The following is a 20,901-nucleotide window of genomic DNA, read 5'->3' on the forward strand; positions in this document are numbered from 1 at the left end:
GACAATCAAATAGTTCAGGGCGAACTATTTGATTGATAGGTTAATAGCTATGGGCTGCGAAGCGAACGCTCATAAAAAAGGCGCCAACCGTTTTCGGTGGCGCCTTTTTTTGCTCAGAACGAAACTTAATCCACGAGACCAAAATCATCCCGCAGAATGTCAATAATTTCGGCTTTCGGGTTCTCTGAAAGCTGAATTGCTTGCCCGGTAATTTTCTCCGCAATATCCAGGTAGGTTTTCGACACCTGCATCAGAATTTCTTCTGGCAGTACATTGTCTTTTGCCAGCGCGGAGCGTTCTTCCATACGGTCTTTGTTGACCAGAATATCCGGGTCGGGAAAATGGCTGAGCAGTAACTGGCGAAACTCTTCTTTGGATTTTTCCACCACCACACCGTTGCGATATTCGGCGCCGTCCCAAATGCGAGATGAATCCGGGGTGCCTACTTCGTCCATGTAAATCAGCTTTTCGGTGCCGCTTTTGTCGGTGACGTAGCCAAACTCGAATTTGGTATCCACAAAAATCTGATCCAGTTTGGCCAGCTCGTTACTAATCACATCAAAGCCTTCTTTCAGCAATCGCTCGTAGCGGTCAATATCCGCTTTGCTCTGGAACTTAAACGCCTCATGATTGTTATCAATATCGCCGCGGGTGATATTGACATCGTCCTGGGCCGGAACGCCGGGAATACCTTCCAGAATGCCTTTGGTGGATGGGGTGATCAGCAGCTCTGGCAACTTACTGTCTTTTTCCAGCCCTTCGGCAATCTGGATACCGCAAAATTCTCGCTCGCCCTTGGTGTAAGCGCGCCACATAGAGCCGGTAATGTACTGGCGGGCGATGGCTTCAATCATCACCGGGCGGGCTTTTTGCACAATCCACACAAACGGGTGGGGGATTTCCAGGATATGGCTGTCCGCCAGGCCCTGTTCGCGAAATAACTTGAACCAATGGTTGGAGATGGCATTGAGTGCCGCGCCCTTGCCAGGTACACCGTCCATACCGCCTTCACCGCGCCAGATGCACTCAAAAGCCGAGATACGATCGCTAATTACCATAATCGCCAGCGGCGCATCGGCGGCCACATCGTAACCGCGCTCTTCTATCAGGCGGCGGCTGTCGGCTTCGGTAAGCCAGTACACGGAGCGAACCTTGCCACTGTGAACGGGCTGGTCGGTGCGAATAGGTAAATCGTTGTTAACGGCCAAGACTTTATTGGCAAGACTCATAGCAAAAGATCCTCGCCTCCCTCGTCGGGGAGCATCTGTTCATCGGTAAAGAAGTGAGAGAAAAGACCAGGAAATCATGGGGCTGCCGATTTCAGGCAGCCCCACTGGCTTTAAGGGAGCGGATAATAGCAGATATCCGCTTTGGGAACACAGTAACTGGTTACTGGGCGTCGTAACTCAAGTTGCTGGATTTGCCCCAGAATACCCGGTAAGAGTAGATGGTGTAGCCGATAATGGCTGGCACGGTAATGATCACTCCCACCAGCATAAATTTGAGCGACGCAGTGGCGCTGGCGGCTTCCCAAATGGTGAGTTGGTCAGGAATGATATAGGGGAAAAAGCTATAAGCCAGACCGTGGAAGCTGAGAATAAAAATCACCACCGCACTGGCGAACGGTACCCAGCAAAAACGGTCGCTGCTGTAAGGAAAGCCTTTCAAAAACTGATTGACCACCAGCACCAAGCCAAACGTGATAATGGGGATGGGTGCCAGTAACAACAGATTCGGCAAGGTCAGCCACTTGTCGTAGATGCGCTCACTGACCAAGGGGTTTACGATACACACCGCCAGGATACCTGCGGCCATAATCCACAGGCTGCGTCGGGCCCACTTGGTGGCTCTGGCCTGTAAGTCGCCATCGGTTTTCAGGATCAGCCAGCAAGCACCAATAAAATGGTATCCCGCAGTGATGCAGATAGCGCTGAGTACCGCAAACCCATAAGCGCCCAAGCTGGTGTCAAAACCGTGTATATAGCGGCCGAACATATAGCCTTGGGCCAGTGTCGCTATCAGCGAGCCAATACGGAAACAGTGGTCCCATAAACGCTTGTGGGATACCGCTGCCTTGGCGCGGAAGTCGAAGGACACGCCCCGCAGAATCAGCCCCACCAGCAAAAATGCTGCCGGTAGATAGAGCTCGCCCAGAATAACCCCGTGAGCTTTAGGGAAGGCGACCAACAAGATGCCCACCGCCAGTACCAGCCAGGTTTCGTTGGCATCCCAAAATGGCCCGATAGAGGCAATCATACGGTCTCTTTGCTGATCGTTGCTGGCGGTTTTGCTGAACGGCAGCAAGATCCCCACGCCCAAGTCGTAGCCATCCAGAATGGCGTAGATCAGCATAGCCAGGCCCATCAGCCCGGCGAAAATAGCAGGGTATACGCTGGCTTCGGTCATGCTCTGCTCTCCTCAACAGTAAGTCCCAAAGTGGGTTTTGCAGGTGCATCTTTTGCAGATTTTTGTGGTGTACCCGCTTTGCGCGCGATCAAAAACAGGGTGCTGACATAAGCGATCAGCAATACCACATACAGAGACAGGTACAGCGCCAGGGTAAAGCCGACGTTGCTGGGTGGAATCGCGGCTGCGGCGTCAGCGGTGCGTAAGATGCCGTGTACCAACCAGGGTTGGCGGCCAATTTCTGTGACGTACCAGCCGGCCAGTGTGGCTATCCAGCCAGAGAAGGTCATGCCCAGCAGTGTAGTTAACAGCCACTTCGGCAATGGGTTTTGCTTGCGCCCCAGCCAGGTGGCTAACCAAGAGCTAGCCAGCATCAGCAGGCCAATACCCACCATTATGCGAAACCCCCAAAACAACGGCATAACCGGCGGGTGGTCGGCAAAATCGTTGAGCCCGGTGATCTCGCCGTTGGCGTCGTGGGTCAGAATCAGGCTGGCCAGGTTGGGAACCCCCAGCGCGTAGTCGTTGCTGCGAGTGGTTTCATTGGGCAGTGCAAACAGCAGTAATGGTGCGCCTTGCTGAGTTTCCCAAACTCCTTCGATGGCTGCCACTTTGGCCGGTTGGTGTTTAAAGCTGTTGAGGCCGTGCAGATCGCCCACAAAGATTTGTATGGGGATCAGTATGGCGGCCAGTACCACGCCGGTGCGCAGTGCTTTGTTCACCGATGGTTGATGATCGCCACGGAGCTTGCGGTAGGCGGAAATGCCAGCCACCAGAAACGCGCCGGTTAAGCCGCAGGCCAGCATCATGTGGGTCAGGCGATAGGGCATGGATGGGTTAAAAATGATCTGCCACCAGCTCACCGGGTGGGCGATGCCATCGATCATTTCGTGGCCGGTGGGCGTCTGCATCCAGGAATTCAGGGACAGAATCCAAAATGCCGACAGGGAGGTACCAATGGCCACCAGCCAGGTAGCCAGTGTGTGGGTGCGCTCTGACACCCGGCCACGGCCAAACAGCATAATGCCCAGGAAAGTGGCTTCTAGAAAGAACGCGGTTAATACCTCGTAAGCCAGTAATGGCCCGGCAATATTGCCCACGGTTTCCATAAAACCGGGCCAGTTGGTGCCGAACTGGAACGACATGGTAATGCCACTGACCACCCCCAGGGCAAAAGTAAGGGCAAATATCTTGATCCAGAAGCTGTAGGCATCCATCCAGCTCTGATCGCCAGTTTTGAGGAAGCGCAGTTTAAAAAACAGCAAAATCCAGCAAAGGGCGATGGTGATGGTAGGAAATAAAATATGAAAGCTGATATTGGCGGCAAACTGGATGCGTGCCAAGGTAATTACCGTTGGGTCTGCAACGGTCGCAAACAGTGCGGCGGCATTCATGAGTCGTTACCTCCTGCTGTGCCAGAGCGCTTGCCTTTCAGTTTGTCTTTGATGTCCAGGACTTTGCTGACCCCAGCCCCCAGCTTCATCAATTGCGCCAGGCTGTCCGAGCTGAGCCGCTGCATGTCGTTACTCCACCCGGTGACCAATTCGATCATGTCGTGAATTTCTGCAAACTGCTGATGTGCGTATTCCTCCGCATCATCCACAGGGGGCTTCATCAACAGATTACGCAGCATGGAAAGGGTAGGGTCGATCTCCCGTTTGCGACGTTCTTCAATCAAGGTGCGGGTAACCTCCCAGATATCATCCGGCGTGCCGTAATAATCTTTGCGGTCACCGGGTACATTGTGTTGACGCAACAGGTTCCAGGACTGCAGTTCCTTGAGGCCCATGCTGACGTTGGAGCGGGATATACCCAGTGCGTCCACAATTTGGTCGGCATTCAGCGGCTCTTGAGAAACCATTAACAGGGCGTATATTTGGCTGACAGTGCGGTTCATGCCCCAACGGCTGCCCATTTCACCGAAGTGCATAATGAATGTTTGCATAGAGGGTGTAAGAGTCATGGCATATCTCAATATTTGAATTTTCAGAAATTATTGAAATTTTAGTAATTAAGTTGACTTGGGTCAATGCAATTCGTCGTGCTCAATAAAATCTTATTGTTGGGAATTTAAGGGGAATAATTGGCGCATAGGACTGCTACCAAGATTTTGGTATGCTACTCAGTCGCATACGTTAAAAAGATAAGAAAATACCTGCACTTTTTGGGTTAGTGACTGGATACCGTTTTTTTTAGGGCAATTGCGATAAATTGCCCCCCGAGTCCTGCTGTGACTTATAACGGTAAACAATGCCCGCCAGAATGCGGGGCCGCTCCAGGGTCTGTTGACGTTTCATATCCGCCGCTGTTGGCGGCTGAAAAGGCGTCCATCTAGGCGCGAGGAATGCGGTTTGGTCATTCCAAATGATTGACGAGCAACAACGAGGGGCGCCTTTTCAGCCCCAACCCGCAGGGCTGAGGCTATTTTTGCGCTCCACTGCGTTGTAAATCGCTGATGTAGAATGACTACACGGCACTCTTTACGCCTTGTTGAGCGCAAAAATTGCTCTCAGCAGAGGTGGATATGAAACGTCAACAGACCCTAGGCGACAGGTTTTGAATCAAGCAAACAGAGGTAACAGGTGTTAGCGGGCAAAGTGCCTACCATCGCGGCTAACTCGGCGCTGACACGGGCTGTTCAGCAGTTAGGTGCAGGTCTGAAGCGAGTACCGTTGCACGCATGGCAATTATTGGTTGTGGTGTTGTGCTTGCTGGTAATCGCCAACAGTGGTGCCAAACTGTTATGGGCACTGTGGCCCCAGCAACAACCACAGCAACCATTGAATGCTACTTTGTCATTGCAGCCTGCCAGTGCAGGAAATGCCGGTGCGGCCAGTGCTGATATCAGCGGTTTATTGAAGCTGAATCTGTATGGTGTGGCTGGTGAAGTTATCGTCAATGAACCCGTCGATACGATACCGGCGAACGAAGAGTTTGAAGCGGAAGATACCAAGCTGGCGTTGAAACTCACCGGGGTTTTGAGCAGCAGTGATCCCAAGGCTGCCCGCGCAATGATTGCCCACAGCAACAAACAAGCGGTTTACAAGGTTGGTGATAAATTGCCAGCCGGTCGCAATGTGACTCTTGATCGGGTGCTGGAGCGGCGAGTTATCTTAAACAATGCCGGGCGCTATGAATCTCTGTGGCTGTTTGAGGAAATGGAAGGTGAGCCTCTGTTGGTGGAAACGCCGGTTGCCGAAAGTAGAGTGCAACCAGTTAATAAACCTGTAGCTCGTCAGCGCCCGGCTGCACAGGTCGTTAAACGAGAACTGCCAACCCCTGAAACTTTGGCGCAAGTTATTCGTGTTACCAAGCGTAAACAAGGTTTTGAAGTATCACCTCTTAAAAGTCTGGCTCAGTTTGAACAATTGGGATTTAAAGCAGGTGATGTCGTAACCGCTGTTAATGGCACACCGGTGAGCACTGACCCAGAGCAGCTGCGCCAGCTGTACTTGGAAGTGTTGCAAGCACCAACGGCCCAAATGCAGATATTGCGTAGTGGTCAGACAGTAGATATTGATATTGACTTGGCAAAGCTCAGCCAAGTGATCAACCAATAAGGACCAGTAAGGAGTCGTGGTGAAGTCGCTCGTACTGAATACAACAAGAAAATGGTGTTGCGCCATTGCTTTGTCGCTGGTGTGCGCTACGGTGCCTGCTCAGGAAGACTCTGCAGAGAGAACCTGGACACCCAATTTCCGTGATGCGGATATTCGCGAGGTTATTCACTTTGTCAGCGGCACGATTGGTGCCGATTCCGTCATTATTGATCCGCTGGTAAAAGGCAAAGTGGACGTGATTTCCCGGGTTCCGCTGAGTCAGGAAAGACTGTACGACCTGTTTGTGAATGTGCTCGATGTTCACGGTTTTGCTGCTATCAACAGCGGTGGTGTATTGCGGGTCATCCCCGCCAAAAAGGCCCGCACAGCCCCGTCCAGTACAAATGGTCGCAAAGATGACAACACCGGTTTTGTTACCCGTATTATCCACCTAAAGCACGTATCTGCGGCCAAGGTGCTGCCCATTCTTCGCCCAATGGTGCCCCAACATGCCCATCTGGCGGCTTCCAGTAACGGTACCCTGGTGATTTCCGATGTAGCCGCCAATGTAAAACGCATTGAACAGCTGGTTAGGCAACTGGATACGGTGTCAAAAATTGAAACCGAGCTGGTCGAATTGCACCATGCCCATGCGGAAGAGGTTGTTGGCACTCTGGAGCAGTTGAGCAAAGGTCAGGGCCAGGACGCTCAGCAAAAACAGCTGATTATGGTGCCGGAGGCGCGCACCAACTCTGTGTTGTTAAGAGGTGATGAACTGTCCCGCCTGGAAGCCAAAAACCTGATTCGGCAGCTGGATCGCCCCGGTGAACAAACCGGCAATATCCGTACTATTTATTTGCAGCACGCCGATGCAGAGTCTCTGTCAGAAGTGCTTCAGGGGGTCATCTCCAACCTGGAACAGGGCCAGCAGCAAAACGCTGGTCAACAGGGCCGCTCCGCAGTGGTGGCAGACGTGGATACCAATTCCCTGATTATCACTGCACAGGGGGATACTCTGGATTCCCTGTTGCAGGTGGTAGAGCGCCTGGATATTCGCCGTTCCAATGTGATTATTGAAGCGGTGATTGCCGAGGTAAATGATACCGTCGATCGCAATTTGGGCATTGAGTGGTTTTACAGTGATGAAGATCGGGGCACCTTTGGCAGCTCGGTCAATAACAGCAGCAGCCTTGGAGCACTGGCCGGAGCCATTGGCGGTGATGACAACAGCTCCAATGACGATGATGACTCTGGCAGTAATGTCACCATTGCCGGTGCATTAGCCGGCATACCCGGGCAGACCATTGGTATTGGCCGCTTGGGTAGCACAACGGATTTTGCGGTTGTGTTGAACGCCCTGCACAACGACACTGACTCCACTATTCTTGCCAAGCCTCACCTGATTACTTTGGACAACAGCGAAGCGGTGTTTAACAATGGTCAGCAGGTGCCCTTTATTACCGGTTCATTTACCAATACCGGCACCAATGGCAACGCCACCAACCCCTTTCAGACCATTCAGCGTGAAGACGTGGGTATCCGCTTGGAGGTCACCCCACATATCAATAATGGCGGCAGTATGGAGCTGGAAATCTATCAGGAGGTTTCCAGCGTCAGTAGCAGCGGTATCGCTTCCGACTTGATTACCAACAAGCGAGACATCACCACCGTGGTGCGAGTAGACGACGGTGAAATGATCGTGCTCAGTGGCTTGATTCGCGATGATCTCACTGATACCGAGCGCAAAGTGCCATTGCTGGGCGATATCCCTTTATTGGGGCGCCTGTTTCGGTCTACCACCACGCAGTTGCAGCAGACCAATTTGATGGTGTTTATACGCGCTCGCATTCTCCACGACGAGCAGGACACTTACGATTTTACCGCTGAGAAGTACGACTTTATTCGTCAGCGTCAACTGGAAGCGCAAGGCAATAGTAAAGGCTGGCTCGATAAAGATCGTATCCCCGTATTGCCCAAATGGGATCAGCCGCGACCTCAACAAACTCCACAGGGCGCACCAGAGCAAACAGAAGCCGCGGAGCAGTCCGACGAATGAGCACCGCGAACAGCGATAGTCTGCCGTTTGCCTTTGCCAAGGCCCACGGGGTACTGCTGGACGAGGGCAGGGTAGTGCACCGTGAGGGACTTACCCTAACCACACTGTTGGAATTGCGTCGCTTTCTCGGTGCTCCCTTTGATTTACAGCAGGTGGATGACAGCGAATTTGCCCGCTTGCTAAGCACCAGCTATCAGCGCGGTGAAAGCGGCGAAGCCCAGCGGGTTGCCGAAGACATGAGCGACGACATCGACCTGTCGCGACTGGCGGACGAAATCCCCGAAGACAGCGATTTGATGGAAGGGGAAAATGACGCCCCGGTGATTCGCCTGATTAACGCCATTCTGTCTCAGGCGGTGCGGGAAAAAGCTTCCGATATCCATATTGAACCCTTTGAAGATCGCCTGGCGGTGCGCTTTCGCGTCGATGGTGTACTCAGCGAAGTGCTGTCACCAAAGCCGTTGCTGGCACCGTTGTTGGTGTCTCGCCTCAAGGTGATGGCGCGCCTGGATATTGCCGAAAAACGTTTGCCTCAGGATGGCCGCATCTCCGTGCGCCTGGCGGGTCACGGTGTGGATATTCGCCTGTCTACGATCCCGGCGACTCACGGTGAACGGGTAGTACTGCGCCTGTTGGATAAACAAGCGGGCCAGTTGCAGGTCGATCAGCTGGATATGCCTGCAGACATGCTGAGCACCTTCAAAAGCGCGCTCAGCCGTCCTCACGGAATTATCCTGGTCACCGGCCCCACCGGTTCTGGTAAAACCACCAGCCTGTACGCTGGGCTCAGCTACCTCAACAACAGCAGTCGCAATATCCTGACCATCGAAGATCCGGTGGAATACATGCTCCCCGGTGTTGGCCAGACCCAGGTGAATCCCAAAGTGGATATGACCTTTGCCCGTGGCCTACGGGCAATTCTTCGCCAAGACCCGGATGTAGTGATGGTGGGGGAAATTCGCGATGGTGAAACCGCCTCTATCGCCGTACAGGCCAGTTTAACCGGGCACCTGGTGCTCAGCACCCTGCACACCAATACCGCCGTGGGTGCTATTACCCGTTTGCAGGATATGGGCGTGGAGCCGTTTTTACTGGCTTCCAGTCTGGTGGCGGTGATGGCACAGCGCTTGGTGCGTGTGCTCTGCACCGAGTGCAAACAAGAGTACCTGCCCGATGATGCAGAGTGCGAACGCCTAGGACTGGACAACCCGGTGCCTATTTATAAAACAGTGGGTTGTGAAAGCTGTAACCACACTGGTTATCGAGGCCGCAGTGCGGTGTTCGAGATAATTGAAATTGACGAAAAAGTCAGCCGCCTTATTCACGATGGTGCTGGTGAGCAAGAAATTCTGGATGTGGCACGCAAACGCAGCGCGTCTTTGGCAGAATCCGCCAGAGATCGAATCATTGCCGGTGATACCAGTCTGGAAGAAGTTCTGCGGGTAACGGCTACCTCTAACGGATAACCTGCCATTGCCACGCTCTTCGTAGTGACGGTATACGACAAATAGGAACAACCATTGGGCGCCTACAGCTACCGCGCATTAACCGACACCGGTTCCGTCACCAAAGGGGTGATGGAAGGTGACTCTGAGCGCCAGATTCGCAGTCAACTGCGTGCCCAATCCCTGCGCCCACTGGAGGTCAAGGCCACCAAATCCTCTTCGGTGGATAAAGCCCCCAGCCGTTGGCAGCGCAGCAGTGGCCGACTCAAGGCACCAGAGCTGGCTCTGTTTACTCGCCAGTTGGCAACTCTGGTGGAGTCGGGGTTGCCATTAACGGACGCTTTAAAAGCCTGCGCTAAGCAAAACTCGAAGCCTCGCGCCCAGGAATTGATTTTGCAAACCCGCAGCCGGGTGCAGGAAGGTCACAGCCTGGCTTATGCGCTGGGTGAGAACTCCCGTAGTTTTGATGCTCTCTACCGGGCCACGGTAGAGGCGGGAGAGAGTGCCGGTTACCTGGGCCCAGTACTAACTCGCCTGGCGGAGTATTGTGAGGCCGGGCAGAACACCGTACAGAAGCTACGCAGCGCCATGGCTTACCCACTGGTTTTGCTGGCAGTATCGATAATTGTGGTGGCAGTGCTGATGACTAAGGTGGTGCCACAAATGGTGGATACCTTTACTCGTCGCGGCCAGGAATTGCCACTGCCCACTATGATGCTTATCGACATCAGCAATTTTTTTGTCAATTACGGTCTGCACCTGTTGCTGGGGGTAATCCTGGCCGTAGTGGGTTTTGCCTTGTGGTTGCGAAGTGACAGCAATCGCAAACGTTGGCACCGTCTGCAGTTGAAAATACCGGTTATTGGCGAGTGGAAGCGGGCGCTGGACTGTTCGCGTTTTTCCGCCACGCTGTCCATTTTGGTATCCAGCGGAGTGCCACTGCTCAACGCCCTGCAAATCGCCCGCCAGGTAATGTTGAACCTGGAATTGCGCGATCGCTGTGAAACCGTGGTCACTATGGTGGCAGAGGGCAGCTCGCTCAACCTGGCTATGGACAGGGCGGAGGTGTTTCCCCCACTACTGGTACAAATGGTGGCCAGTGGTGAACTCAGTGGTGAGCTCGGGGATATGCTTGCCCGGGCCGCTGAAAACCAAGAGCGGGAACTGGATTACAAATTGTCTGCCATGATGTCCATATTACCGCCGGCGATGGTGGTGTTTATGGGCTTGATCGTCGCCTTTATTGTGGCGGCGGTACTGCTGCCGGTGTCGCAACAAATTAATTTAATTTAGAACGTTTTATTTTAGAGAGTCTCGCGGTAATGAAAAACACAATGAACAACCTCAACGCTTCAGTTAAGGACGCCGGATTTACTCTGGTGGAAATGATGGTGGTGCTGGTGATTATTGCCTTGCTGGCGGGCATGATTGTGCCCAATATTCTCGACAGCGCCGACAAGGCTCGAGCTCAAAAAGTACAGGCGGATTTTGCGGCCATTAAAACGGCACTTTCTGCCTATCGCTTGGACAACTACACCTATCCCACTACCGAACAGGGCCTGGAAGCGTTGGTGGATAAACCGGAACTGCCACCGGAGCCTCGCCACTGGAAAAACGGTGGTTATCTGCCAGAGCTGCCTCTGGACCCTTGGGAGCGCCCCTATTACTACCAGAGCCCTGGTGAGAACGGCCCCTTTGATATTTACACTTTGGGTGCCGACGGCATTGCCGGTGGTGAGGACGTCAATACCGATATCGGTAACTGGCGACAGGAAGAGCAGCAGTAGCTGGTTTTTATTGTGAGCCCAGCGAATCAATCTCGTGACCTTACTTCCATACAGAACGCTACACCGCTTTCCACATAGCACTGCTCGCGGCTTTACCATGGTGGAGCTATTGGTGGTGGTAACCGTTGTTGGGTTGATCGCCACCATTGCTACCGTTGCTATCTTTTCCGATTCCACCCATCAACAACTGCGTCGCCTGACTGCTCAGTTGCAGGGCCAGGTGGAACTGATGGCCGAGGAGGCCCAGCTTAATGGCGCGACCATTGGGTTGTTGATCAACCGTGATGAAGACGATATTTGGAGCTATCGTTGGCGCACCGAGCTGGCGCAGGCGGATCGTCAAGCGGATCAAACCGAGGCAGACTGGTGGTTGCCCCTGGCGGGCGAAGCCCGTCAACTGTTCCCGCCGATCAGCTTCCCTGCGGGGGTTGAGTTGGAATTGCGCTTTGCGGATGTCAACGGCCCCCCGGTGGATATTGATGACGATGAACCGGTTCCCCAAGTGCTGTTTTTTCGCAACGGCGAAATAACACCCTTTCAGTTGCAGTTGATTAGCAGCGCTGGTGACAGCCATTTCCAGTTACAGGGCGACCTGTTGGGTCGAGTGGAAATGGTGGACAGAATGGACGATTCACAGCAATGAAATGGCGGTCTAGTATCCGTGGCTTGGCACTGGTTGAAGTACTGGTGGCGCTGGCTGTGGTGGCTATTGCACTACCTGCGTTGCTCAATTCTGTGGAAGGCATTACCGATGGCACCAGCCATATGCGCGACAAAGCCATGGCCCAGTGGATTGCCAGCGACCGCCTGACTCAGCGGGCCATCAATCGGCGTTTGGGGCAAACCGGCGGCACCAACAGCAGCGGTGAAGTGGAAATGGCTGGGCAGCGTTGGCAGTGGCGCATGGTGGTACGCGAAGCGCCTACAAACCCCAATTTCCAGCAGGTTGAAGTATCGGTGTTTCGCTTTGGGCAGGAGGAGTCCCTGATTGCCATGATGGCGGTGGAGCGAAAATGATGGTCACAGGCAATTACCCAAAAAGCCGGGGTTTTACCTTGGTGGAAGTGCTGGTGGCGATGGCGATTACCGCTTTTATTGGCACCGCGGCCTACCTCAGCTTTGACGCTGCCATGAGTACCGGTGATACCAGCCAGGCAAAAATGCGCCAGTTAAAAACCATCGATCAGGCCATGAGCCTGATGGCACGAGATTTACAGCAAGCCATTGGTCGCCCGGTGATCGCTGGTAATGGTCAGGCACAGTCTGCTTTTGAGGGCCTTGGCCAGGCAAACTTTGGCGGCTTTGAACAGTACCTTATGCGTTTTACCCGCTCTGGCTGGCAGAACCCCCAGCAACAACTGCGCAGCCATTTACAGCGGGTGGGCTATCGTTTTAACGACGGCCAGCTGTGGCGCGACCACTGGCCTTATATTGATATGGCTGACGATGTGCTACCCACTCAGCTGCCTTTGTTGGAAGGGGTGGAAGCGGTGCGTATCCGTTATTTAAATGCGCAAACACCCGCCAACTGGCTGCAAGAGTGGCCCGTCGGCTTTGCCTCTGGCAGCGCTTCCCTGGCAATCAGTACCGCGCTGCCACTGGCGGTGGAAATAACCCTGGAACTGGAGGAGTGGGGTGAAATTACTCGCCTGTTTATGCTGCCTTCCGCCTAGCGCCTCTAACTCGCCAAAGCAACAGCGAGGTGTGGCGTTGATTCTGGCACTGCTGATCGTGGCAGCGGTGGCGGCCATGGCGACGTTTTTAAACAGGGATTTTGATCGCAGTGTGCGCTTTGCCGAAAACCGCTTGTTTAGCCAGCAGGGTAATCACTTGCTGGCTGGCGGTGAGGCGGCAGCACAGTTTTATTTGTCTGAGGACTTAAACGACAACACCGTGGATCACTTGGGGGAATTTTGGGCGCAGAGCTACAGCTTTCCCCTGGATATCGCTGTCATTAATCTGCAGCTTGAAGACATGCAAGGGCGCTTGAATATCAACGAACTGCAAGCCAAAGTCAGCAGCGAAAGCCGCCGGGGTGGTGCAGAGAATTTTACCGTACCCCAGCGCCGCTTTATCCGCCTGCTGCAAACGTTTGACGATGTGTTGCCACTGGATCGCAATGAAGCCATTGAAATCACCCAGGCGGTGATTGACTGGCTCGACGCTGACGACGATACCACCGGTTTTGGCGGCGCTGAATCCATCTTTTACCAAACTGCTGGCCAAACCGGGTATCGGCCCGCCAACCGAGAGATGACCAGCACCAGCGAACTGCGCCTGGTAAAAGGGGTTACTCCAGAGCTTTACCAATTATTGGAACCGTTGGTCTGTGCGTTGCCTATCGGTACAGAATTGAACGTGAATACCGCGCCACTGGCGGTGTTGCGCACCTTTAATATTGGCGATCAACTGACACCGCTGTCGTTACAAGACGGTGAAGAGCTGCTGAATGAGCGCACCGAAAAAACCTATGACGACATTGCGGATTTTCTGGATACACCGATCATGGCGGATTTACAGGCCCAGGCGACTCGTGAAGGTCAAGTTTTGAGTACTGATTTGTTGAGCGTGTCTACCAGCTACTTTATGCTCAGGGCACAAGCGGTGGTGGCGCAAAGGTCCAGTTACAGCCAGAGTTTGCTGCATCGAACTCCCGACACAGTTCGCCTAATCAGTCGTGAATTGGGTAACTGGCAGTAATTCACCGGCGTTAATTTTTTGGAAAACAGGTTATGGCAAATACGATTTTTGTCCGTCAAACCCGCAGTGGTGATTATCACTGGTTCGCGGATGGCGTGGAGCTTGCCCAGGGCAGCTTGGCACAATTCAAGGCGGACTTGTCATCGCTAAGCAACGCTCGGGTGTGGTTACTGCTGCCGGGCAACGATGTGGTTTTCAACCAGCTGCCCTGCAGCGCAAGAGAGCGTCGTCATTTGCGCAAAGCGGCTCCCTATGAGTTGGAAGAACAACTGATTGATGAAGTCGATCAGCTGCACTTCGGTTTTGCTCATCTGTCTGATGACCAGCTCAGTATCGCTTGTTGCGACCATCAATGGCTGCAGCAGCTGTTGGATCATTTTCAACAAGCGGGTATTGAAGTTCACCATATGGTGCCGGAGATATTGTTACTCCCTTGGCAGCCAGAAACCTGGACCCTGGCGGTTAGAGGGCAGTCCATCGTAGTGCGTTGTGGTGCTAGCCAGGGTTTTGCCCTCGAGCCCGCGCTGATTCCAATGGCCTTGCAACAGCTAGTGCAACAGGACAAACCTCAGCGGGTATTGTTGTTGGCCGGCAGTGACGAGCAATTGCAACTGCTGCGGCGGATGCTGCCAGAGGCGTTGCAAGCCCAGTGTGACGCCGAGCTGCAAAGCTGGCCGCAAACGGTGATTGCCAACAGCCCGACAAAACCCCCATTGGATATGCGCCAGGGCGCGTTTTCCAATCACCTGCCAGTACGTCGCTGGTGGCAACACTGGCAGCGGGTGGCGGTTGTGGTGGCCGTGGCGTTGGTGGTGTTTGTGGCCGGGCAGTGGGCGCAATACAGCGATGTCAAACAGCAGGGCCTGCAGCTGCAACAGCAAATTTCAACAACGGTTTCCCAGGCGTTGTCGCGGAGAACGGTGGGGGATAGCCAGCGCCAGCTCAACGCCTTAAAGAGCGAATTGAGGAAGCGCCGTGGCAATGCCACAGGCAGCTACAACTCTCCCAGTGCCATGCTGGCGGACGTCATGCCGGTTTTTGCCGCTAGCAAAGGTGTGTTGCCGGGTAACTTTACCTTTAGCGGCCGCAATGGTGAGCTGAGAATGAATTGTTGGGCACCCAGTTTTGAGGCCCTGCAAACCATTCAGTCGCAGCTGGAAAAACGCCGCTACCAGGTGCGTTTTACCGCCAGTGCCGATGGCGATGGCCAGCAGGGTAATTTTCGCATTCAGCGCCAGTCGGCGCCCAACGCTGTAGCGGGGAGGTAAGCCATGGCCAATTGGCAACAGTTTGACCGCCGCGAACAGGGTGTCTTGCTGTTTGGGGGCATCGCTGTGGTGTTGATTTTACTGTGGTGGCTGTTGATTCAGCCGATGCTCGCCATGGTGGATAAGCGGGAGGCCAATAACCGCTTGCTCAGTGCGCAACTGCAAGAGGCCACCCAGCTGGCGGGGCAGATCAAATCCCTCAAAGCCACTAATAATCCAGCTGCAATAGGCAGCAACAATTTGATGCGTTTGGTAAGCCAGAGTGCTCGCAGCTTTGGCTTGGGGTTGAGTAACTTTACCCCCAACAGCGATGGCAGTGTGTCGTTGCGTTTTGAACAGGCAGCGTTTAATGGCTTTATGCAGTGGCTCAGCGAAATGGAAAGTCAGCACAGTGCCACCGTGGACAACCTCAGCGTAACGCCCACCGGTGACAGTGGCGTGGTTAAGGTGTCTGTTCGCTTGCGGGGGAATGGATGAAGCGCTTTGCTCGCTGGCTGTGGTGCTTGCCGCTGCTGTTATTGGTCAACTTTGTGGTTCAGGCCCCGGCCCGTTTGCTGGAGTCGTTATTGCCTCAGGAACTGGCTTTTCAGGCCAGTTCCTACCAGGGCAGTTTGTGGAAGGGGCGCGCCCAGCAGGTGGTTACCGGTTCAGACGGCGCTTATGTGAACATCGATACTGTTCAATGGACACTTCACCCTTTGTCACTACTGAGCCTGTCGCCCTCGGCGGACGTGGTGCTTGAAGCCAGCGGCAGTGAATTTCTGTCGGGAGAGGTACAGTGGTTGGGTGGGCAGCGGTTGGGTGCCAGCGACCTGGAAGTGTCTCTGCCCGCTGTCACCGTCGGCCATTATGCGGGGAGCTATCCATTGGCGGGGCAGCTATCGTTGCGCTTGGAAAAGTTAGTTCTCGATGGCAGCCGGGTAGAGGAGTTGGCGGGTAACGGCAGCTGGCAAAACGCCCGTGTGGATATCGGCGGCCGTTGGTTTGCCATGGGCACCCTGGCGGGTGACCTGGCAATGCAAGGAAACAGCGTTCAACTCAGTTTTTTTGATCTTTCAGGCCCGGTGGATTTGGACGGGCAGCTGCTGTTTAACCCCAGTGGCACAACTTCGGTGGATGCGCTGGTAGGACTGCCACCACAAACCGACGATGATGTTGTGCAGAGATTGTCGCTGTTTGCAGAGCGTCAGCCGGACGGAAAATACCATATCGAGTTTGAATACTAATGACTCGGTGGTTGCTGTTATTGGTACTGTTTTCGCCTCTGTCATGGGCTCAGTGGCACAGCGATACCCAAGCCATTATGGGAACCCAGATACGAGTGGTGCTTTGGCATGCGGACGCTGAAACCGGTTCCGCCGCACTGAATGCGGTTATGGCAGAAATGCACCGTATCGACCGCCTTTACAATCCCTGGGATAAAAACAGCGACCTTTATCGCATCAACCAGCAAGCCACCCAAGGCCCGGTGCCTATTTCTGCGGAAATGGTGCAGCTGCTGGATAAAGGGCTTTACTACGGTAAGTTAACCGGTGGTGCCTTTGATATCAGCTTCGCTTCTGTGGGGCACGGTTACGATTATCGAACCGGTAAAAAACCCAGCGATAAAACACGCAGCAATTCGGTGATTGATTATCGCCTGATTGATCTCAACCGGGGTGAAAAGCGTGTTTATTATCGCCATCCCAGCATTAAGGTGGATTTGGGTGGCATTGCCAAAGGGTACGCCATCGACAGGGGGGGCCAGCTGTTAAGGGAGTACGCCGTCGAACACGCCAGTATCAGCGCCGGCGGCGACACTCGACTGCTGGGTGACCGCCGCGGCCGGCCCTGGGTTGCCGGCATTAAAAACCCCCGTGGCGGCGACAATGACATCGCCATTAAGCTGCCGCTGCAAAATGAAGCGTTATCTACATCCGGTGACTATGAGCGCTTTTTTATCGACGAAAACGGCGAGCGTATTCATCACATTCTCAATCCCAAAACCGGTCGCTCTGCCAATGGCATTGCCAGTGTGAGTGTGATCGGCCCCAACGGGTTTGATACCGACCCACTGTCTACATCGGTGTTTGTGATGGGTGTAGAAAGGGGTTTGCAGCTGATTGATTCATTGGTGGGTTTTGAAGCGATTATTATTGATGAATACGGCAAAACCCATTATTCGAAAGGTTTGGGCGAGCCGAATTAACAGGAGGGGTTATCGATGAAATTGCGTTTATGGTTGGTGTTGTTGTGTTTTGTAGCCAGTGCTTTTGCCCATGCTGGCTCTGCGCTGCTTGATATTAATGTACGCACATTGGCCGGAGATGAAAAAGTTAATTTGGCTGACCAATACAATGGAAAAGTGGTGTTGGTGGTCAATGTGGCCAGCAAATGCGGCTATACCTACCAGTATGAGCAGCTGGAAGCCACCTATCAAAAATATCGTGATCAGGGTTTGGTGATTCTCGGTTTTCCCAGCAACGATTTTAAAGGCCAGGAACCGGGCAGCGAAAAACAAATCGCTGAATTTTGTCGCCTGACCTACGGGGTGCAGTTCCCCATGTTTGAAAAAATGTCGGTCAAAGCAGGCGGTGATGTTCACCCGTTATATCAGCGCTTGGCGGACCAGGCTGGTTATCCGAAATGGAATTTTTTTAAATACCTGATTGGTCGTGATGGCAAATTGGTGGACATGTATAACAGCAAAGTAGAACCAGATTCGGAAGAGCTGGTGTCTGCGATTGAACGGGAATTAAAGGGCTAACCAGTTAGGTTCTCGTCACGTTGAGCGCTGCCTGGGCCAAAATTACCCGCAATTCTGGAGTAAAAAATGCACTTCGCAAAACGTCTCGCATCTTCTCTAGTACTGAGTGCGTCATTCGGCCTATTCAGTGCTGGGACTTTGGCTGAAAAGCCAGTCGTGAGCGACGAGCAGATCAGTACCGCCAAACAGTTGATACAAACCGCGCTTGATAGTGACCTTGGTTTTGACATTGTTGAGTCACTGACCACCGAGATAGGGCCAAGGCTGGCTGGTTCAGAGGCTGAAAAGAGAGCCCGGGAGTGGGGGTTTAAACTCGGCAATAAACTGGGCTTCGACAAAGTAGCCATTGAAGAATTTACCATGCCGTTTTGGGATCGTGGAGAGCTGCAATTGTCGCTGGAAGCTCCGTATCAACAGGATTTGTATGGCACCGCACTGGGCGGGGCCGGGCCGTCGAAACGTGCCATTAAAGCGAGCGTTGTGTATTTTCGTGATATTCACGCATTAGAAAAAGTTGCTGCCGGTGCGTTGAAGGGCAAAATTGCCTTTGTCGACGGTGATCGAATCGTAAAAAGCCAGACCGGTGCGGGTTACAACCCAGCCAACCAGCGCCGCAGAATTGGTTGGCAACACGCTGAGCGCGGTGGTGCCAGTGCGCTAGTGGTACGCTCAGTGGGGTCTGATTCACACCGTTTCCCCCATGCGGGCATGATGAGCAAAGACGGCGACAAATGGGCGAGCATTCCGGTGGTTGCCATTTCCAGCCCGGATGCAGACCATTTGCGCCGCCTGCATAATCTGGGTAAGCCACTCGAATTGTCTTTGAATTCATCCTCTAAATGGAAAGGCGAAGTCAGCAGTGGCAATGTGACTATGGACCTGGTGGGCAGCGAACGACCTGATGAAATTGTGCTTATCGGCGCTCATCTGGACAGCTGGGATCTCGGTACGGGTGCCGTTGATGATGGGGCAGGGATTGCGATTACCACCGCTGCGGCTGCATTGATTGCGAAATTACCCAAGCGGCCCAAACGCACGATCAGGGTGGTGATGTTCGGTGCCGAAGAAGTTGGTTTGCTGGGTGCAAAAGCCTATGCAGCAAAGCATGATGCCGATTTGGAAAATCATGTATTGGCCACTGAGTCTGACTTTGGTGCGCAAACTATTTGGCGGCTGGTGTCTAATGTAAATCCCGGTGCCAATTCATTGATTGACGAAATTGCCAAGGTCCTGTCACCTATTGGTATTGTACGTGGTGGCTCTGAGGTGCCCGGTGGTGGCCCGGATATTATCCCGCTGGCGGCCAGAGGCGTACCCACCATACGCTTGAATCAGAATGGCATGGATTATTTTGACTTGCACCACACGCCGGATGACACACTGGATAAAATTGACCCGAAAGAACTGGCACAAAATATTGCAGCTTATGCGGCGACAATTTATTTGGCGGCGGATTCCGATATTGAATTTCGCAAATCTGTGACAGCAAAAGCTGGCCAATAGTTTTTATATTCAAGCGGAATAAATCATTGTCTGCCTCCAGTGAACAAGAGAAATCGACAGCAAACCATGACCACAACAAATCTGCGCTAACCCCAGATCACGATCTCACCCAGGGTTCCATTCCCCGACACTTTCGCAATATGGCTGTGCCGATGGCCATTGGTATGTTTTTTAATACCGCTTACAGTGTGGTAGATACTTTTTACGCGGGTTTGATTTCCACGGATGCTCAGGCCAGCTTATCCATCGCATCTCAGGTGTTTTTTCTGTTGATCGCTGTCGGGTTTGGGCTGAGTTCTGCGATGGCGGCGTTGATTGGAAACGCCTATGGAGAAGGGGACACAGAAAGGGCGCGCCAAATCGCCCAAAAAGGTTTGCTATTCGGCGCGTTGGTGTCATTTCTGCTCACCTTAGTTGGGCTCTATCTGGCGCCAGAACTGATCAAACTTATTTCTACAGAAGGCCCGTATCGGACTGGTGCCAATCACTACCTAAACTGGTTGTTATTGGGTGTTATCTTTTTCCTGTTGGCTTTTATCGGCAATGGCATTCTTCAGGCCAGGGGTGATACTCGTTCCATGCAGCGAGCCCATATAGTGGCTTTCTTCGCCAACCTGGCTCTCAATCCTCTATTTATTTTTGGCATCCCTGGGCTATTCCCCGCGTTTGGTTTTAACGGTCTGGCGCTTTCCACATTGCTTAGCCAGTCCGGCGTTATGTTTTATATTCTTTTTCGGGTTTTTAAAACGGGTACCTTTGCTAACGCCAGCCTGGCCAGCTTCCTTAGAATGGAATGGCAGATATACCGAGACATACTGGCGCAGGCCATTCCGTCTACATTTACCATGATGTTGATGATTCTTTCGGGATTCGTCATCCAGTTTTTTCTAAAGGACTTCGGTTCACAGGCGGTGGCGGGCTACGGGGTCGCCATGCGCATAGAGCAATTGGTTCTTTTGCCGGTGTTTGGGCTAACAGGAAGTTTGATGCCATTGGCAGCGCAGAATTACGGTGCAAAAAACTATCAACGTGTTCGTGAAGCGGCTTTTTTCTGCTTCAGATTTGGCTGCACAATGATGTTGTTGTCCGGCGCGTTTCTCTGGTTTTTAGGGGGCGTCGTACTGACCTTTTTTACCTCGAATCCGGAGGTGGTTCGCATCGGTGCCAGCTATCTGAAAGTCACTGGCTTGATACATTGGGCTTATCTGATCATGTTTGCGATTAACTCGCTGTTGCAAGCATTCAAAAAACCGGCTTGGTCGCTGCTGATCGGAATTTACCGGCAGGGTATCGGTATCGCGTTATTTAGCTACATCTATCTGGCGATTTTTGATTTTGGTGTTATCGGCATATGGTTGGGTATTGCGACCAGTGTGTTGACTGGCATGCTGTTGTCTGTAGTTATTATTCGTAGGCTTGCCAGGCAGCTTGGGGTGCTGGCAGCGTAAAAC

At 53.1% G+C, this 20,901-nt stretch carries 20 protein-coding genes; 16 read left to right on the plus strand and 4 right to left on the minus strand.

Annotated features, from left to right (window positions below):
- Positions 1 to 125: 125 nt before the first annotated feature.
- The 4 genes from KFE80_01140 to KFE80_01155 all read right to left on the minus strand — a co-directional run bounded on the left by KFE80_01140 (position 126) and on the right by KFE80_01155 (position 4,369).
- Positions 126 to 1,229, minus strand: a complete 1,104-nt coding sequence (locus KFE80_01140; protein UTW45567.1) for a phosphoribosylaminoimidazolesuccinocarboxamide synthase — start codon at positions 1,227 to 1,229, stop codon at positions 126 to 128.
- Between the two features lie 160 nt (positions 1,230 to 1,389).
- Complete coding sequence (gene cydB / locus KFE80_01145; protein ID UTW45568.1) at positions 1,390 to 2,406, minus strand: cytochrome d ubiquinol oxidase subunit II; 1,017 nt, start codon at positions 2,404 to 2,406, stop codon at positions 1,390 to 1,392.
- Positions 2,403 to 3,800: a cytochrome ubiquinol oxidase subunit I gene (locus KFE80_01150; GenBank protein ID UTW45569.1), complete on the minus strand. Its 1,398-nt coding sequence runs from the start codon at positions 3,798 to 3,800 to the stop codon at positions 2,403 to 2,405. The genes cydB and KFE80_01150 overlap by 4 nt, the downstream gene beginning before the upstream one ends.
- Complete coding sequence (locus KFE80_01155) at positions 3,797 to 4,369, minus strand: GbsR/MarR family transcriptional regulator (GenBank protein UTW45570.1); 573 nt, start codon at positions 4,367 to 4,369, stop codon at positions 3,797 to 3,799. Before KFE80_01155 ends, KFE80_01150 begins: the two co-directional genes overlap by 4 nt.
- Positions 4,370 to 4,988: 619 nt before the next feature.
- On the opposite strand from KFE80_01155, the gene gspC reads away from it, so the two are divergent.
- The 16 genes from gspC (at position 4,989) to KFE80_01235 (ending at position 20,898) form a co-directional block, all read left to right on the plus strand.
- A complete protein-coding gene (gene gspC, locus KFE80_01160; GenBank protein ID UTW45571.1) occupies positions 4,989 to 5,966 on the plus strand; it encodes a type II secretion system protein GspC in 978 nt (325 codons plus the stop codon).
- Positions 5,967 to 5,985: 19 nt separating this feature from the next.
- Positions 5,986 to 8,001 (plus strand): type II secretion system secretin GspD, encoded by a 2,016-nt coding sequence (gspD, locus tag KFE80_01165; GenBank protein UTW45572.1) that lies wholly within the window; start codon positions 5,986 to 5,988, stop codon positions 7,999 to 8,001.
- Positions 7,998 to 9,467 carry a type II secretion system ATPase GspE gene (gene gspE, locus KFE80_01170; protein UTW45573.1) on the plus strand — a complete coding sequence of 490 codons (1,470 nt, stop codon included), beginning with the start codon at positions 7,998 to 8,000 and terminating at the stop codon, positions 9,465 to 9,467. Before gspD ends, gspE begins: the two co-directional genes overlap by 4 nt.
- Before the next feature lie 54 nt (positions 9,468 to 9,521).
- Positions 9,522 to 10,739, plus strand: a complete 1,218-nt coding sequence (gene gspF, locus KFE80_01175; GenBank protein ID UTW45574.1) for a type II secretion system inner membrane protein GspF — start codon at positions 9,522 to 9,524, stop codon at positions 10,737 to 10,739.
- Between the two features lie 41 nt (positions 10,740 to 10,780).
- On the plus strand, positions 10,781 to 11,233 hold the full coding sequence (gspG, locus tag KFE80_01180) for a type II secretion system major pseudopilin GspG (GenBank protein ID UTW46571.1): 453 nt from the start codon (positions 10,781 to 10,783) through the stop codon (positions 11,231 to 11,233).
- A gap of 34 nt (positions 11,234 to 11,267) precedes the next feature.
- Positions 11,268 to 11,876 (plus strand): type II secretion system minor pseudopilin GspH, encoded by a 609-nt coding sequence (gene gspH / locus KFE80_01185; protein UTW45575.1) that lies wholly within the window; start codon positions 11,268 to 11,270, stop codon positions 11,874 to 11,876.
- Positions 11,873 to 12,250: a type II secretion system minor pseudopilin GspI gene (gspI, locus tag KFE80_01190; GenBank protein UTW45576.1), complete on the plus strand. Its 378-nt coding sequence runs from the start codon at positions 11,873 to 11,875 to the stop codon at positions 12,248 to 12,250. Before gspH ends, gspI begins: the two co-directional genes overlap by 4 nt.
- Complete coding sequence (gene gspJ, locus KFE80_01195) at positions 12,247 to 12,906, plus strand: type II secretion system minor pseudopilin GspJ (protein ID UTW45577.1); 660 nt, start codon at positions 12,247 to 12,249, stop codon at positions 12,904 to 12,906. The genes gspI and gspJ overlap by 4 nt, the downstream gene beginning before the upstream one ends.
- Positions 12,907 to 12,937: 31 nt before the next feature.
- The gene (gene gspK / locus KFE80_01200; GenBank protein ID UTW45578.1) at positions 12,938 to 13,933 is read left to right on the plus strand and encodes a type II secretion system minor pseudopilin GspK; all 996 of its coding nucleotides are present in this window, start codon (positions 12,938 to 12,940) and stop codon (positions 13,931 to 13,933) included.
- A gap of 32 nt (positions 13,934 to 13,965) precedes the next feature.
- The gene (locus KFE80_01205; protein UTW45579.1) at positions 13,966 to 15,201 is read left to right on the plus strand and encodes a hypothetical protein; all 1,236 of its coding nucleotides are present in this window, start codon (positions 13,966 to 13,968) and stop codon (positions 15,199 to 15,201) included.
- A 3-nt stretch (positions 15,202 to 15,204) separates the two neighbouring features.
- Positions 15,205 to 15,678, plus strand: a complete 474-nt coding sequence (locus KFE80_01210) for a type II secretion system protein M (GenBank protein ID UTW45580.1) — start codon at positions 15,205 to 15,207, stop codon at positions 15,676 to 15,678.
- On the plus strand, positions 15,675 to 16,427 hold the full coding sequence (locus KFE80_01215) for a type II secretion system protein N (GenBank protein UTW45581.1): 753 nt from the start codon (positions 15,675 to 15,677) through the stop codon (positions 16,425 to 16,427). The genes KFE80_01210 and KFE80_01215 overlap by 4 nt, the downstream gene beginning before the upstream one ends.
- Positions 16,427 to 17,389: an FAD:protein FMN transferase gene (locus tag KFE80_01220; protein ID UTW45582.1), complete on the plus strand. Its 963-nt coding sequence runs from the start codon at positions 16,427 to 16,429 to the stop codon at positions 17,387 to 17,389. The genes KFE80_01215 and KFE80_01220 overlap by 1 nt, the downstream gene beginning before the upstream one ends.
- Positions 17,390 to 17,404: 15 nt before the next feature.
- The gene (locus tag KFE80_01225) at positions 17,405 to 17,947 is read left to right on the plus strand and encodes a glutathione peroxidase (GenBank protein UTW45583.1); all 543 of its coding nucleotides are present in this window, start codon (positions 17,405 to 17,407) and stop codon (positions 17,945 to 17,947) included.
- 66 nt (positions 17,948 to 18,013) lie between these two features.
- The gene (locus tag KFE80_01230) at positions 18,014 to 19,450 is read left to right on the plus strand and encodes a M20/M25/M40 family metallo-hydrolase (protein UTW45584.1); all 1,437 of its coding nucleotides are present in this window, start codon (positions 18,014 to 18,016) and stop codon (positions 19,448 to 19,450) included.
- A gap of 140 nt (positions 19,451 to 19,590) precedes the next feature.
- Entirely contained in the window at positions 19,591 to 20,898 is a 1,308-nt protein-coding gene (locus KFE80_01235; GenBank protein UTW46572.1) for an MATE family efflux transporter, read from the plus strand.
- Positions 20,899 to 20,901: the final 3 nt, after the last annotated feature.

Source organism: bacterium SCSIO 12696, from assembly GCA_024397955.1.
Lineage (GTDB): Bacteria > Pseudomonadota > Gammaproteobacteria > Pseudomonadales > Porticoccaceae > SCSIO-12696.